Annotated in this window: 14 protein-coding genes; 11 read left to right on the forward strand and 3 right to left on the reverse strand. The window is 75.0% G+C overall.

The window, feature by feature from the left end; translation table 11 throughout:
* Positions 1-67 precede the first annotated feature (67 nt).
* Complete coding sequence (locus tag ACFYTT_RS14960) at positions 68-1681, forward strand: phytoene desaturase family protein (protein ID WP_387259535.1); 1614 nt, start codon at positions 68-70, stop codon at positions 1679-1681.
* Positions 1682-1735: 54 nt separating this feature from the next.
* On the opposite strand, the gene ACFYTT_RS14965 is transcribed toward ACFYTT_RS14960, so the two are convergent.
* Together ACFYTT_RS14965 and ACFYTT_RS14970 are read right to left on the reverse strand one after the other, a co-directional pair.
* Complete coding sequence (locus ACFYTT_RS14965) at positions 1736-2503, reverse strand: polyprenol monophosphomannose synthase (protein WP_131056497.1); 768 nt, start codon at positions 2501-2503, stop codon at positions 1736-1738.
* A gap of 86 nt (positions 2504-2589) precedes the next feature.
* Positions 2590-3036: an SRPBCC family protein gene (locus ACFYTT_RS14970; RefSeq protein WP_176093247.1), complete on the reverse strand. Its 447-nt coding sequence runs from the start codon at positions 3034-3036 to the stop codon at positions 2590-2592.
* Positions 3037-3250: 214 nt separating this feature from the next.
* Here ACFYTT_RS14970 and ACFYTT_RS14975 point away from each other — a divergent pair, with 214 nt between their 5' ends.
* Genes ACFYTT_RS14975 through ACFYTT_RS15010 form a run of 8 tightly spaced genes read left to right on the forward strand, consistent with a single transcriptional unit; the run spans position 3251 to position 11833 of the window.
* Positions 3251-4909: an HAD-IIIA family hydrolase gene (locus ACFYTT_RS14975; RefSeq protein ID WP_387259791.1), complete on the forward strand. Its 1659-nt coding sequence runs from the start codon at positions 3251-3253 to the stop codon at positions 4907-4909.
* Positions 4906-5877 carry a glycosyltransferase gene (locus ACFYTT_RS14980; protein WP_387259538.1) on the forward strand — a complete coding sequence of 324 codons (972 nt, stop codon included), beginning with the start codon at positions 4906-4908 and terminating at the stop codon, positions 5875-5877. The genes ACFYTT_RS14975 and ACFYTT_RS14980 overlap by 4 nt, the downstream gene beginning before the upstream one ends.
* The gene (locus ACFYTT_RS14985) at positions 5868-7082 is read left to right on the forward strand and encodes a glycosyltransferase (RefSeq protein WP_131056821.1); all 1215 of its coding nucleotides are present in this window, start codon (positions 5868-5870) and stop codon (positions 7080-7082) included. Before ACFYTT_RS14980 ends, ACFYTT_RS14985 begins: the two co-directional genes overlap by 10 nt.
* Positions 7079-7777, forward strand: coding sequence for an SIS domain-containing protein (locus ACFYTT_RS14990; protein WP_176095724.1), 699 nt, complete (start codon positions 7079-7081; stop codon positions 7775-7777). Before ACFYTT_RS14985 ends, ACFYTT_RS14990 begins: the two co-directional genes overlap by 4 nt.
* A 10-nt stretch (positions 7778-7787) precedes the next feature.
* Positions 7788-9224, forward strand: a complete 1437-nt coding sequence (locus ACFYTT_RS14995; protein ID WP_176093250.1) for a PfkB family carbohydrate kinase — start codon at positions 7788-7790, stop codon at positions 9222-9224.
* A complete protein-coding gene (locus ACFYTT_RS15000) occupies positions 9221-9916 on the forward strand; it encodes an SDR family oxidoreductase (protein WP_176093251.1) in 696 nt (231 codons plus the stop codon). The genes ACFYTT_RS14995 and ACFYTT_RS15000 overlap by 4 nt, the downstream gene beginning before the upstream one ends.
* On the forward strand, positions 9913-10866 hold the full coding sequence (locus ACFYTT_RS15005; protein ID WP_176093252.1) for a glycosyltransferase family 9 protein: 954 nt from the start codon (positions 9913-9915) through the stop codon (positions 10864-10866). The genes ACFYTT_RS15000 and ACFYTT_RS15005 overlap by 4 nt, the downstream gene beginning before the upstream one ends.
* Positions 10850-11833 (forward strand): DNA topoisomerase IB, encoded by a 984-nt coding sequence (locus ACFYTT_RS15010; protein ID WP_131055891.1) that lies wholly within the window; start codon positions 10850-10852, stop codon positions 11831-11833. Before ACFYTT_RS15005 ends, ACFYTT_RS15010 begins: the two co-directional genes overlap by 17 nt.
* A gap of 4 nt (positions 11834-11837) precedes the next feature.
* Here ACFYTT_RS15010 and ACFYTT_RS15015 read toward each other — a convergent pair whose 3' ends face one another.
* Positions 11838-12596 (reverse strand): TetR/AcrR family transcriptional regulator, encoded by a 759-nt coding sequence (locus tag ACFYTT_RS15015; RefSeq protein ID WP_387259543.1) that lies wholly within the window; start codon positions 12594-12596, stop codon positions 11838-11840.
* Between the two features lie 97 nt (positions 12597-12693).
* Here ACFYTT_RS15015 and ACFYTT_RS15020 point away from each other — a divergent pair, with 97 nt between their 5' ends.
* Both ACFYTT_RS15020 and ACFYTT_RS15025 read left to right on the forward strand, forming a co-directional pair.
* Positions 12694-13659 carry an ATP-binding cassette domain-containing protein gene (locus ACFYTT_RS15020; protein WP_387259546.1) on the forward strand — a complete coding sequence of 322 codons (966 nt, stop codon included), beginning with the start codon at positions 12694-12696 and terminating at the stop codon, positions 13657-13659.
* The gene (locus ACFYTT_RS15025) at positions 13652-14416 is read left to right on the forward strand and encodes an ABC transporter permease (protein WP_387259549.1); all 765 of its coding nucleotides are present in this window, start codon (positions 13652-13654) and stop codon (positions 14414-14416) included. Before ACFYTT_RS15020 ends, ACFYTT_RS15025 begins: the two co-directional genes overlap by 8 nt.
* Positions 14417-14430: the final 14 nt, after the last annotated feature.

Genomic DNA, 14430 nt, shown 5'->3' on the forward strand with positions numbered 1-14430 from the left:
CGCGCTGCATGCCCCGATGGTCGGCGGGCAAACGTTTCGCCCGGTTGAGCCCGGGTAGCGTCGGTGGATGACGTCGTCCGGTTCTCTCGGCGCCGAAACAGCCGACGCGGTGGTCGTCGGCGCCGGCCACAACGGTCTGGTCGCCGCGAACCTGCTCGCCGACGCGGGCTGGGACGTGCTGGTGCTGGAGGCGACCGGCGCGCCGGGTGGCGCGGTGCGCTCGGCCGAGGTGACCTCGCCCGGCTACCTCAGCGACCTCTACAGCTCCTTCTACCCGCTGGGCTACGCCTCGCCGGTGCTGCGCGGGCTCGACCTGACCCGGTACGGGCTGGCCTGGCGGCACGCCCCGGACGTGCTGGCCCACCTCTTCCCGGACGACCGCGCCGCGCTGCTCAACCGCGACCCCGACGTCACGGCGGCGTCGTTGGAGGAGTTCGCGCCCGGCGACGGTGAGCGCTGGCTGTCCGCGTACGCCGAGTGGCAGCGCATCGCCGACCCGATGCTGGACCTGATCACCACCCCTTTCCCGCCGGTACGTCCCGGGTGGGACATGCTGCGTCGGCTGCACACCGGCGGTGCGTTGCGGCTGGCCCGGCGGATGGTCCTGCCGGTGCGTCGCCTCGGCGAGGAGATGTTCCGCGGTGCCGGTGGACCGGCGCTGCTGGCGGGCTCGGCGCTGCACACCGACCTGTCCACCGAGGACGCCGGCTCCGGCGTGTACGGCTGGCTGCTGGTCATGCTCGGCCAGCAGGTCGGCTGGCCGGTGCCGACCGGCGGGGCGCAGAAGATCACCGACGCGCTGGTGGCCCGGCTGGCCGAGCGGGGCGGCCGGATCCACTACGACGCCCGGGTGGACCGGGTCCTGGTGGCCCGGGGGCGGGCGATGGGCGTCCGCACCGCCGACGGCGGGCGGTACCGGGCGCGTCGCGCGGTCCTGGCCGACGTGCCCGCGCCCGCGCTCTATCTGGACCTGGTCGGCGCGGCGGCGCTGCCGCCGAGGCTGGTGGCGGACCTGGAGCACTTCCGGTGGGACGGTTCGACGCTGAAGGTGGACTGGGCGCTGTCCGGGCCGGTGCCGTGGACCAACCGGCGGCTGGCCACCGTCGGCACCGTGCACCTCGGAGCGGATCTCGGCGGGTTGACCGGGTACGCCGCCACGCTCGCCCGAGGTGAGCTGCCCCTCGACCCGTTCCTGCTGGTCGGGCAGATGTCGGTGGCCGACCCCAGCCACTCCCCGCCGGGCACCGAGTCGCTCTGGTCGTACACGCACCTGCCGTTCCGCCGGCACTGGCGCGGCGAGGACGTGCTGGGTCACGTGGAGCGGATGGAGGCGGTGCTGGAGGCGGCCGCGCCCGGTTTCCGGAGCCTGGTGGTGGGGCGGCACGTGTTCGGGCCGGCCGATCTCGAGGAGGCCAACCCGAGCCTGGTCGGCGGTGCCATCGGTGGTGGCACCGCCGCGCCCTACCAGCAACTGTTCCTGCGCCCGGTGCCCGGACTGGGCCGCGCGGACACCCCGGTCGACCGGCTCTTCCTGGCGAGCGCGTCGGCGCATCCCGGTGGCGGGGTGCACGGCGCGCCGGGGGCGAACGCGGCCCGCGCCGCGCTGGCCCGGGACCGGACGCTCACCGGTGGTGTCTACCGCCGGGCCGTGGACACCGCCCACCGGGCCGTGTACCGCTGACGCGTCGCGGCGACCGGCCACCTCGACGCGGCCGGTCGCGTGTCGCGCGGTGGCTCAGCGCTCGATGCCGCGATGCCGGGTACGCAGCTTGAACGGCATCAACGCGCTCTCGATCTTGGTAGCGGTGGTCATCTTCGAGTCGCCGTCGCGCCGCTCCTCGAAGCGGATCGGCACCTCCAGGATGGTGTGCCCGAGCTTCGTGGCGAGGTAGTGCATCTCCACCTGGAAGCTGTAGCCGTTGGACTGCACCCGCTCCAGCCCGATGTCGCGCAGTGCGTCGGCCCGCCAGATCTTGAACCCGGCGGTCAGGTCCCGGATGCGGACCCGCAGCAGCGTGTGCACGTACAGGTTGGCCCAGCCGCTGAGCGCCCGGCGGTACAGCGGCCAGTTCTCGTCCAGCTCGCCACCGGGCACGTACCGGGAACCGATCACCACACCGGCCTGGGTGGAGAGCAGCGCGCCGAGCATTCCCGGCAGCGCCTCCGGCGGGTGTGACAGGTCGGCGTCCATCTGGGCCACGTACTCGGCCCCGCCGTCGAGGGCCCGGCTGATCCCGTCCACGTACGCCCGGCCGAGGCCCTCCTTGCCCGGCCGGTGCACGACCTCGATCCGATCGGGGTGCTCGATGGCCAGTTTGTCCGCCACCTCGCCGGTGCCGTCCGGGGAGTTGTCGTCCGCGACCAGCACCTTGAGGCCCGGCAACGGCAGGGCGAGCAGGCGCTCGACCAGCAGTGGCAGGTTGCCCGCCTCGTTGTAGGTAGGTACCACGACGGTCAGGCGCGCGTCCCCCCACGGCGTGGGTAACTGGACGGGTTCGATCATGGAGGACATCCTCGGTCTGCGGACAGGCTTCCCCGAGAGCGTAGCCACTTGTCCGTTCCAGGGGGAATCGGCTCCCCCTGGCCAGGTCAGTCCGGCGTCTTCTGCCGGCGGGCGATGTCCGCGAGCCGACTCAGCGTCTCCTTGTTGCGCTGGTGCAGCACCACGTCATTGACCTTGGTGCGCAGCCAGCGCAGCGGGCCGGCGGCGAAGTCCTCGCCGAGCAGCACCCGGGTGGTGTGCGGCCCGACCGGTTCCAGGGTGAAGACCACCACCCCCTCGCCGGCCGGCCAGAGCTTCACCCGCAGCACCAGCTTCCGTTCCGGCTCGCACTCCAGCACCTGGGAGGAGTCCTCCAGGGAGAAGGGCCAGGGGCCGGCCCGGTGGTGCAGCCGGGTCCCCACCCGGGGCCAGTCGTCGTCGACGTCCCGCATGTGCGCGGTGCCGACCACCCAGTCGCTGTAGGTCCACCCGTCCGCCAGCACCGCCCAGACCTGCCGTACCGGTGCCTCGATGTTCCGTTCCACGATCGCCACGAACAGGCCGTACCCAGGTGGGCGGCCCGGCTAACGGCACCACGGGTTAGCTTCTCGGGGGCCGTGGGTAAGGCCACCCGCGAGCGGCGGTGCGCTGGTCGGCGTGGAGTACCCGTCGACCACGTCCCGGGCGACGTTTACTCCTCGGGGCGCCGGGAACCCGCCGCCCGTGCGACAGGACCGTGGGGAGCCGGATCAGCGCAGGTCAGCCGGGGTGCTGACCGGCGTCGACCGGTCCGGTCCGGTCTTGTTCGACGCGGTGCTGCTGGACCGCGACGGCACCCTGGTCGAGGACGTGCCGTACAACGGCGACCCGGACAAGGTGCGTCCGATGCCCGGCGCGCGGGCCGCGCTGGACCGGTTGCGCGCCGCCGGCCTGCGGCTCGCCGTGGTCACCAACCAGTCCGGGCTGGCCCGGGGCCTGTTCACCGAGGCGGACCTGCACCGGGTGCACCGTCGCGTCGAGGACCTGCTCGGCCCCTTCGACTCGTGGCAGGTGTGCCCGCACGACGACGGGGACGGCTGTGCCTGCCGCAAGCCCGCCCCCGGGCTGGTGCACGCCGCCGCCCGGGCACTCGGCACCGTACCCGCGCGCTGCGTCATGATCGGCGACATCGGCCGGGACGTCACCGCGGCGCTGGCCGCCGGTGCGGCGGGCATCCTGGTGCCCACACCGGTCACCCGCGCCGAGGAGATCGCCGCCGCCGGGTGGCTCGCCGCCGACCTGCCGTCGGCCGTGGACGAGATCCTGCGCCGTCAGCAGGCGCTACGCCCGGCCACGCCACGGCCGACCGGTGCGGGACGGGGGCGGACGGTGCTGGTGGTGCGCGCCGACTCGGTCGGGGACGTGCTGGTCACCGGCCCCGGAATCCGGGCCGTGGCCGCCGGTGCGGACCGGGTGGTGCTGCTCTGCGGCCCGCGCGGCCGGGCCGCCGCCGAGATGCTGCCCGGCGTCGACGAGATCGTGGAGCACCGGCTGCCGTGGATCGACCCCGCGCCCGGTCCCGTCGACCCGGCCGAGATGGCCGCGCTGACCGCCCGGTTGGCGGCCGTCGCCGCCGACGAGGCGGTCGTCTTCACCTCGTTCCACCAGTCGCCGTTGCCGCTGGCCCTGCTGCTGCGGATGGCCGGTGTCCGGCGGATCGCCGCGATCAGCGACGACTATCCGGGAAGCCTGCTGGACGTCCGGCACCGGGTGCCGGCCGGTGTGCCGGAGGCCGAACGCGCCCTGTCGCTGGCGGCCGCCGCCGGGTACGCGCTGCCCGCCCACGACGAGCCGCGCCTGCGACTGCGTCCGGCGCTCGCCCCGCCGCCGGAGACCGGCGCACCGGGCTACGTGGTGCTGCATCCGGGTTCGGACGCGCCGGCCCGGGGCTGCCCGCCGGAACTGGCCGAGCGGATCGCCCGGGACCTCTCCGCCGCAGGCCACCGGGTGGTGGTCACCGGCGGTCCGCAGGAACGGGACCTGACCGCCCGGGTCGCCGGCCGGTACGCCCACGACCTCGGCGGCCGGACCGGGCTCGCCGAGCTGGCCGCCGTGGTGGCCGGTGCCGGCGCGCTCGTGGTCGGCAACACCGGCCCGGCGCACCTGGCCGCCGCCTCCGGGGTGCCGGTGGTCAGCCTCTTCGCCCCCACCGTCCCGTTCGGGCAGTGGGGTCCCTGGCGGGTGCCGACGGTACGCCTCGGCGACGCCGCCGCCGGATGCCGCGACACCCGCGCCGCACGCTGCCCGGTGCCCGGTCACCCCTGCCTCAGCGGGATCTCCCCGGGCGCGGTCGTCGAGGCGCTCCGGCTGCTGGGCGTACCGCCGGACCGGGTGCCCTCCCGCCCGGCGGTGTCCCGTGCGGCGGTATCCACCGGAGGCGGCCGATGAACATCCTGCTCTGGCACGTGCACGGTTCGTGGACCACGTCGTTCGTGCACGGCAAACACCGCTACCTGGTCCCGGCCACCCCGGACCGGGGGCCGTACGGGCTGGGCCGGGCGCGGACGTACACCTGGCCGGAGAGCGCCGCCGAGGTGAGCCCGGAGCAGTTGCGCGACACCGAGGTCGACGTGGTCGTCCTGCAACGTCCCGAGGAACTGGAGCTGGCGCAGCGGTGGCTGGGTCGTCGGCCCGGCCGGGACGTGCCGGCGGTCTACGTCGAGCACAACACCCCGAAGGACGGGGACGTGCCGCACAGCCGCCACCCGATGGCCGACCGCGACGACCTGCTCGTCGCCCACGTGACCGCCTTCAACGAGCTGTTCTGGGACACCGGAACGACCCGGACCACCGTCGTCGACCACGGCATCGTGCCGCCGACGGTGGAGTACACCGGGGAACTGGACCGGCTGGCCGTGGTGATCAACGAACCGGTGCGCCGATGGCGGGTCACCGGCACCGACCTGCTGCCCCGGTTCGCCGAGATCGCCCCGCTGGACGTCTTCGGCATGAAGGTGGCCGGGCTCGCCGACCACCTGGGCCTGCCCGCCGACCGCCTCACCAGCCACGACGACGTCCCGCAGCACCGGATGCACGCCGAGTTGGCGCGCCGCCGGGCGTACCTGCACCTGTGCCGGTGGACCTCGCTCGGGCTGAGCCTGATCGAGGCGATGAGCATCGGCATGCCGGTGGTGGCACTGGCCAGCACCGAGGCGGTGATGGCCGTGCCGCCGGACGCCGGTGCCCTGGACACCCGCGTCGAGGAGCTGCTGGAGGCCGCCGGCCGGTTCGTCGCCGAGCCGCAGGTGGCCCGGCTCGCGGGACAGGCGGCCCGGACCGCCGCCCGGGAACGCTACGGCCTCGACCGTTTCCTCGCCGACTGGGACCGGCTGCTGGAGGAGGAAGTATGCGGATAGCGATGATCTCGGAGCACGCCAGCCCGCTCGCCATCCTGGGCGGGGAGGACGCCGGCGGCCAGAACACGCACGTCGCGGAACTCTCCGCCGCGCTCGCCGCGGCCGGGCACGACGTCCGCGTCTACACCCGGCGCGACGCGGTGGACCTGCCGGTGACCGTGCGCAGTCCGGACGGCTACGACGTGGTGCACGTACCCGCCGGCCCGGCCGAGCCGGTGGCCAAGGACGCGCTGCTGCCGCACATGCGCGCGTTCGGCGCCTGGCTGGTGGAGCGCTGGCGCGGCGACTGGACGCCCGAGGTGATCCACGCGCACTTCTGGATGAGCGGGCTGGCGGCGGTGCAGGCCGGTCGGCAGGTCGGGGTGCCGGTGGTGCAGACGTACCACGCACTCGGCACGGTCAAGCGCCGTCACCAGGGCGTCCAGGACACCAGCCCGGCCCGGCGGATCGGCTACGAACTCCAGCTCGGCCGCTCGGTGGACCGGGTGGTCGCGCAGTGCCGCGACGAGGTCGGCGAACTGGTCCGGATGGGGGTGCCCCGCTCGGCGATGACGGTCGTGCCGTCCGGGGTGAACCTGGGCACGTTCGCCCCGCTCGGCCCGGCCGCCGAGCGGGAGCCGGGACGGCCCCGGATCCTCACCGTCGGGCGGCTGGTGGAACGCAAGGGCTTCCAGACCGTGGTCCGCGCGATGGCGCACGTGCCGGACGCCGAGTGCGTGGTGGTGGGCGGCCCGCCCGCCGGGCTGCTGGAGACCGACCCGTACGCCCGGCGGCTGCGCGCGTTGGCCCGTAGCTGCGGGGTGGCCGACCGGGTCCGGCTGGTCGGCGCGGTGCCGAGGGAGGAGATGGGCCGCTGGTACCGGTCGGCGGACATCCTGGTCGCCGCCCCCTGGTACGAACCGTTCGGCCTGACCCCGCTGGAGGCGATGGCCTGCGGGGTGCCGGTGGTGGCGACCGCCGTGGGCGGGTTGCGGGACACCGTGGTCGACGGGGTGACCGGGGACCTGGTGCCGGCGCGGGACCCGAGGGCCCTGGGCGAGGCGCTGGCCGGGCTGCTGGACGACCGGATCCGCCGGTTCGCGTACGCGGGCGCGGCGCGGGCACGGGCCCGGCAGCACTACTCGTGGACGGTCACCGCGGAACGTCTCGCCGAGGTGTACGCCGAGGTGGCCGCCGTGCACCGGCCGACCCGGGTGGTGGCCTGATGCCGGGGCGCAACCCGCTGGAGACGCACCTGGCGCACCTGGCCGCCGCGCTGCCGCCGTACCGGCGGTGCGAGCCGCTGCTGGTCCGGTGGGGAGCCGCCCTGGCGCAGCACCTGACCGCCGGGGGCCGGTTGCTGGTGGCCGGTAACGGGGGCAGTGCCGCCGAGGCGCAGCACCTCACCGCCGAGCTGGTCGGCAAACTGCGCGAGGACCGGCAGCCGCTGTCCGCCATCGCCCTGCACGCCGAGACCTCGGCGTTGACCGCGATCGGCAACGACTACGGCTACGACGAGGTCTTCGCCCGGCAGGTCCGCGCGCACGGCCGCCCCGACGACGTCCTGCTGCTGCTCTCCACCAGCGGCGGCAGCACGAACCTGCTGGCCGCCGCGCGGGCGGGCCGCCAGGCCGGGCTGCGGTGCTGGGCGTTCACCGGACCGGCGCCCAACCCCCTCGCGGACGCGTGTCACGAGGCGCTCGCGGTGGACTGCCCGGACTCCCAGGTCGTGCAGGAACTGCACCTGGTCTCCAGCCACCTGCTCTGCGAGTACGTGGAGTTGGCGATGGCCGAGCGGCCGACGGTGGCGTACGTGGAGCCGGTGGTGCCGGCGGCGTCGGACGCACCGGCGGCCGGTCCGGTCCGCGCCGGGGTCGAGGTGGTGCTGGACGGTGGGGCCGGCCGACCGGTCGAAGCATGAGGAGGCAAGTGTGAGGGGACCCGTGGTGGTGGTCGGCGACACCCTGCTCGACCGGGACGTGGAGGGCGTGGTGAACCGCCTCTGTCCGGACTCGCCGGTCCCGGTGCTCGACGAGACCGCGCACGTCGACCGGCCCGGCGGGGCCGGGCTCGCCGCCGTCTTCGCCGCCGCGCAGGGCGCCGAGGTGGTGCTGGTCACCGCGCTGGCCGACGACGCCGGTGGAGCCCGGCTGGGAGTGCTGCTGGCCGCTGCCGGGGTGCAGGTGTACCCGTTGCGGCTGGCCGGTTCCACTCCGGAGAAGATCCGGTTGCGGGCCGGCGGACGGGTGCTGCTGCGCCATGACCGGGGCGGCGGCGCCCAGACGCCGGGCGAACCCGCCGAGGCGGTGCTGCGCGTCATCGAGCGGGCGTCGGTGGTGCTGGTCAGCGACTACGGCCGGGGGGTGGCACGGCAGCCCGCACTGCGGGCGGCCCTGGCGGCGACCCGGGCCCCGGTGGTCTGGGATCCGCACCCCCGTGGCCCGGCGGCGGTGCCCGGGGTGCACCTGGTGACACCGAACGAGACGGAGGTGCAGGAGCTGGTGGAGGCGCCGGCCGCCGCCACCCGGCTGGCCACCGCCGCCGACGGTGCCGAGCGTCTGCGGCAACGCTGGCGGGCCGGTGCGGTGGCGGTGACGTTGGGCGCCGACGGCGCGTTGCTCAGCCACGCCGGGTCGACGCCGCTGGTGGTGCCGACGCCGATGGCCGCCGAGGGTGACACCTGCGGCGCGGGCGACCGGTTCGCGGTCGCCGCCGGCCTGGCCCTGGGCCGGGGTGCGCTGCTCTCCGAGGCGGTGCAGGAGGCGGTGACCGAGGCGTCGGCGTACGTGGCGGACGGGGGAGTGGCGACCGCGTTGCCGCCGCCGGTGCGGCGGGCGCCGCAGGCGGTGCACACGGCGGTGGGCGGTGACCGGGTCGGGGTGGCGGCAGCCGCCGCCGCGGTCGCCCGGGTCCGCGCCGCCGGGGGGACGGTCGTGGCGACCGGAGGCTGCTTCGACCTGCTGCACGCCGGTCACGTGGCGACCCTCCAGGCCGCCCGGCAACTCGGTGACTGCCTGGTGGTGTGCCTCAACTCCGACACCAGCGTCAGCGGCCTGAAGGGACCGGACCGGCCGGTCGTGCGGCAGGACGACCGGAGCCGCCTGTTGGCGGCGCTGAGCTGCGTGGATGCGGTGATGATCTTCGACGAGTCGACCCCGGCGGCGGCCCTGTCCTGGCTGCGGCCGGACATCTGGGTCAAGGGCGGGGACTACGCCACCGGCGGCGGGGACGGTGACTGTCTGCCCGAGGCCGAGATCCTGCGCCGCTGGGGCGGCCACACCGTGGTGGTGCCGTACCTGGACGGCCGGTCCACCACCGAGATGATCGCCGCGACGGCCGCCCGTACCGGCGTGGGGGTGTCCCGATGAGCGCGCCCGGCACCGGCCGCACCGTGCTGGTCACCGGCGGATCCAGCGGGTTGGGCGCGGCCGTGGTGGCCGCGGTGGCCCGCTCCGGCGGGCGGCCCCTGGTGCTGGACCGGCAGGCGCCCGGCGACGGGGTCGCCTGGGTCGAGTGCGACCTGGCCGACACCCGGGCGGCGGAGGCCGCCACCCGGCAGCTCGCCGAGCGGGAGGGCGGTCTCGACGCGGTGGTCACCGCCGCCGGGGTGGACGTGCCCGGCCGGTTGGCCGACGTGCCCGGCGAGACCTGGGACCGGATCGTCGCGGTGGACCTGCTGGCCACGGCGGCGGTGATCCGGGCCGCGCTGCCGTTCCTGGAGGCCGCCCGGGGCAGCGTCGTCACGGTGGCGTCCACGCTCGGGGTGAAGGCGGTCAGCGACGCCACGGCGTACTGCGCGGCGAAGTTCGGCGTGGTCGGGTTCACCCGCGCGCTCGCCGCCGAGCTGGCCGGGTCGGTGAACGTGACGCTGCTGGTGCCGGGCGGCATGCGGACCGCCTTCTTCGACGACCGCGACGCGCAGTACCGGCCGGGGCCGGACGCGATCCTCAACGACCCGGCGCACACCGCCGCCGCCGTGATGTTCGCGCTCTCCCAGCCGGCCGGCTGCGCGGTCCGCGAGATGGTGGTCTGCGCCGAGCAGGAGACCTCGTACCCGTGATCCTGGCGCTGCGTGCCCTCGGCGTCGGTGACCTCGCCACGGCGGTCCCGGCGGTGCGGGCGTTGCGGGCGGCGTACCCGGACCGGGAACTGGTGCTCGCCGCGCCGGCCTGGCTCGGCCCGCTGGTCGAGCTGGTCGGCGGCGTGGACCGGCTGCTGCCCGCCGACGGTCTGGACCGGCTGGGGACTCCCGGCGGGCCGGTGGAGGTGGCGGTGAACCTGCACGGCCGGGGGCCGCGTTCGCACCGGCTGCTCGCCACCACCGGCCCGGACCGGTTGTTCGCCTTCGCCGACGCGCGGGCGGACCACGCCGACGGGCCCGGGTGGGACGAGGAGGAGCACGAGGTGGCGCGCTGGTGCCGGCTGCTGCGCTGGTACGGGATCCCGACCGACCCGACCGACCTGGACCTGCGACGGCCGGCGTCGGGGACGATGCCGACCGGCGTGACGGTGCTGCATCCGGGCTCCAAGGTGCCGGCCAAGCGCTGGCCTCCCGGGCGGTACGCGGCGGTGGCCCGGGAGCTGACCGGCCGGGGACACCGGGTGGTGCTGACCGGCGGTACCGGGGAGCGGGCCACCGCCGTACGGGTCGCGGACGAGGTCGGGTTGCCCGCCGACGCGGTGCTGGCCGGGCGGACCGACCTCGGGCAGCTCGCCGCCCTGGTCGCCGGTGCGCGGCTGGTGGTCAGCGGGGACACCGGAGTGGCGCACCTGGCCACCGGCTACCGCACCCCGTCGGTGGTGATCTTCGGTCCGGTCCCGCCCGCCCGATGGGGGCCGCCGCCGGAGCGACGACGACACCGGGTGCTCTGGGCCGGACCGGCGGCATCCCCGGGCGGGGACGGGGTAGACGGTCATCCGGCGGTCACCGCCGTCGGGGTCGACGCGGTGCTGGCCGCCGTCGAGGAGGTGGAACGGGTGGTGCGGGCGGATCGTGCGGTTGCGGCGTAGTGATCCGGGTCGGCCGGGATACGGCCGCCGGCGACGCGGTCCGGGCTGGTCGTTCGTCGACCCGCGCGGCGAGCCGGTGCGCGACCCGGACGACCTGGCCCGGCTGCGTGCCCTGGTCATCCCGCCGGCCTGGCGCCAGGTGTGGATCTCGCCGCACCCGAACGGGCACATCCAGGCCATCGGGACCGACGCCGCCGGCCGCAAGCAGTACCTCTACCACCCGATGTGGCGGCAGCGGCAGGACGAGGCCAAGTTCGAGCACGTGCTGGAGGTGGCCCGCCGGCTGCCGGTGCTGCGCGAACGGGTCGGCCACGACCTGACCGGGCGCGGGCTGCGCCGCGAGCGGGTGCTGGCCACCGTGACCCGGCTGCTCGACATGGGCACCTTCCGGGTCGGCAGCGACCAGTACGCGGCCGGGGACGACCCGACGTTCGGCGTCGCCACCCTCCGCCCCGAACACGCCCGGTCCCGCCAGGGCTGCGTGGTCTTCGAGTTCCCGGCGAAGGGCGGCATCGAGCAGGTGCGTCGGGTCTCCGACCCGGAGCTGTGCCGGGTGCTCACCCATCTGCGTCGCAGTCGCCGGGCGGCGGACCGGTTGTTCGGCTACTGGGACGGCCGGCAGTGGCGCGACGTGCGGGCCGACGAGGTCAACGACTACCTGCGCGACGCCAGCGGCGGCGAGATGACCGCCAAGGACTTCCGCACCTGGCACGCCACCGTCCGGGCGGCCACCGAACTGGCCGTCCTCGGGCAGCCGAGGTCGGTCACCGCCCGTCGGCGCGCGGTGGCCGGCGTGATGCGCGAGGTGGCGGAGCTGCTCGGCAACACCCCGACGGTGGCCCGGACGTCCTACGTGGACCCGAGGGTGGTCGACCTGTTCCACGACGGTGTGGTGGTGCCGGTCACCCGGGACACCGACCGCGAGCAGGCCGAGCGCGCCGTGCTCGACCTGCTGGACCGGTCCTGACCGGTCACCGGCCGCCCGCCGTACGCGTCCGGATCATCGCCTCGACTCCGTCGAGCACGCGGCCGAGCCCGAACCGCCACTCGGCGTCGACGTAGTCCTCGTCGTCGTCGCCCTCGGCGATCAGTTCGTGGATCGCCGGGTACGGCCCGTCGGCGGTGAGCCGGGCCAGGTGCCGCCAGTAGTGCAGGCCCACCTGTTCGGGGGTCTGCCCGCTGCGCACCGCCGCCTCCACCAGGTCGGCGGTGGTGGTGGCCCAGCTCCGGGCGTACCCGCTGACCAGCATGATGGTGGAGATCCGCTCGGTGCCGCGCAGGCCGGTGCCGGCCAGGGCGACGAGCCCGTACTCCAGCCAGCGGACCTGGTTGGGGTTGATCGGCGGGCCGCTGATCGGCACGTGCCGCATCCACGGCTGTCGGCGTAACGCCTCCAGGTTCCCCTCGGCCCACCGGGTCAGCGCGGGACGCCACCCCTCGTCCGGGGCACGTGGGCGCGGGGGCGGTCCGTACGCCGTGTCGACCATGAGGTCGAGCAGGTCGTGCTTGGTCGGCACGTACCGGTAGAGCGACATCGTCGACGCGCCCAGCTCGCGGGCGACGCGACCCATCGACACCGCGCCGAGCCCCTCCGACTGGGCGACCTGGATCCCGGCGGCGACCACCTGCTCCAGGCTGAGGCCACGCTTCGGGCCACGGCTCGGACGCTCGCGCAGCCCCCAGGCGAGCGCGACGTTCTCGGGCAGTTCGACCTCGGGGCCGTCGCTCACTTCCACCTCCACCGGACCGGCTTGACCCTCATCCTAACTTCTGCGTATGTTCTACGCAGATAAGCGTACGGCATACGCAGAAAGTGGAGGGTGACCCATGACGAACGGACCACCGGCGGTCGAGCTGGTCGAGTTGAGGAAGTCCTTCGGCGACCTCGTCGTCCTCGACGGGCTGACCATGCGGGTGCCGGCCGGCGGCGTACACGCGCTGCTCGGCCAGAACGGGGCCGGCAAGACCACCACCGTGCGGATCCTGGCCACGCTGACCCGGCCCGACCGGGGCAGCGCCCGGGTCGCCGGCCACGACGTGGTGCGCGACCGGCGGCGGGTCCGGCGGACGATCAGCCTCGCCGGCCAGCACGCCGCCCTGGACGACACCCAGACCGGCCTGGAGAACCTGACCATGCTGGCCCGGCTCACCGGGCGGTCCGGGTCGGCGGCCCGCAAGCGCGCCACCGACCTGCTGGAACGCTTCGCGCTGACCGACGCGGGCGGGCGGCAGGCGATCACCTACTCCGGGGGCATGCGCCGCCGCCTGGACCTCGCCGCCAGCCTGGTCGGGCAGCCGTCCGTGGTCTTCCTCGACGAGCCCACCACCGGCCTGGACGTGCGCAGCCGGCAGGGGCTCTGGGAGGTCGTCGGCGAACTCGCCCGCACCGGCGTGACCGTGCTGCTCACCACGCAGTACCTGGAGGAGGCCGACCGACTGGCCGACCGGATCACCGTGCTGCACCAGGGCGCGATCGCCGCCGAGGGCACCGCCGACGACCTCAAGCGCCGCTTCGGCGCGCACCGGCTGGAGCTGACCTGGCACGAGGAGGCCGGCCTCCGCGCGGCGGCCGCGCTGTTGGGCGACCGGGTCACCGGCCGGGACCCCGAGCGGCTCGCCCTCTCGGTGGCCACCGACGGCAGTGCGGCACAGGTGCGCGCGCTGCTCGACGAGATCGATCCGGACCGTCACGGGGTGGCCCGGTTCGCCGTCCGGGAGGCGACCCTCGACGACGTCTTCCTCACCCTCACCGGCACTCCGGTGCCCGCGAAACGGCAGGTGGCCCATGTCTGAGCTGGCGGTACGCGGATCGCAGACGGCGGTGATGGTCGGCCGTTGCGTCCGGCTGTCCCGCCGCAACGTCGACGCGATGCTCACCTCGCTGCTGCTGCCGGTGATGCTGATGCTGGTCTTCGTCTACCTCTTCGGCGGGGCGATCGACACCGGCTCGGCGTACGTCACCTACGTGGTGCCCGGCGTGCTGCTGCTCTGCGCCGGGTTCGGTGCGGCGGGCACGGCGGTGAGTGTCACCACGGACATGACAAACGGCATGATCGAGCGGCTGCGCACCATGGACGTCGGCGCGACCTCGATCATCGGCGGTCACGTGGTGGCCAGCATCGCCCGCAACACGGTCTCCACCGTGCTGGTGCTGGCCGTCGCCGTCGCCATCGGGTTCCGGCCCGCCGTGGCACCGCTGCGGTGGCTGGCCGCCGCCGGGGTGCTGCTGCTGTTCCTGCTGGCGGTCTCCTGGCTGTCGGCGGCGTTCGGGCTGTTGGCCCGTACCCCCGAGGCGGCCGGCGGCTACACCTTCCTGGTGATGTTCCTGCCCTACCCGAGCAGTGCCTTCGTGCCGGTCGAGACGCTGCCCGGTTGGCTGCGCGGCTTCGCCGAACACCAACCCGTCACGCCGGTCATCGAGTCCCTGCGCGGGTTGCTGCTCGACCTGCCGGTCGGCACGGCGCCGGCCCGTGCGGCGGCCTGGTGCCTGGGTCTGCTGGCGGTCGCGGTGCTGCTCTCGGCGGTGCTGTTCCGTCGTCGGATCGCCTGATCCGCACGACGCGG

The sequence above is a fragment of the Micromonospora sp. NPDC003816 genome (assembly GCF_042874705.1).
Lineage (GTDB): Bacteria > Actinomycetota > Actinomycetes > Mycobacteriales > Micromonosporaceae > Micromonospora.

Coding starts and splice junctions, on each gene's coding strand:
- ACFYTT_RS14960 (WP_387259535.1), top strand. CDS start 68: ATGACGTCGTCCGGTTCTCTCGGCGCCGAAACAGCCGACGCGGTGGTC.
- ACFYTT_RS14965 (WP_131056497.1), bottom strand. CDS start 2,503: ATGATCGAACCCGTCCAGTTACCCACGCCGTGGGGGGACGCGCGCCTG.
- ACFYTT_RS14980 (WP_387259538.1), top strand. CDS start 4,906: ATGAACATCCTGCTCTGGCACGTGCACGGTTCGTGGACCACGTCGTTC.
- ACFYTT_RS14985 (WP_131056821.1), top strand. CDS start 5,868: ATGCGGATAGCGATGATCTCGGAGCACGCCAGCCCGCTCGCCATCCTG.
- ACFYTT_RS15000 (WP_176093251.1), top strand. CDS start 9,221: ATGAGCGCGCCCGGCACCGGCCGCACCGTGCTGGTCACCGGCGGATCC.
- ACFYTT_RS15020 (WP_387259546.1), top strand. CDS start 12,694: ATGACGAACGGACCACCGGCGGTCGAGCTGGTCGAGTTGAGGAAGTCC.
- ACFYTT_RS15025 (WP_387259549.1), top strand. CDS start 13,652: ATGTCTGAGCTGGCGGTACGCGGATCGCAGACGGCGGTGATGGTCGGC.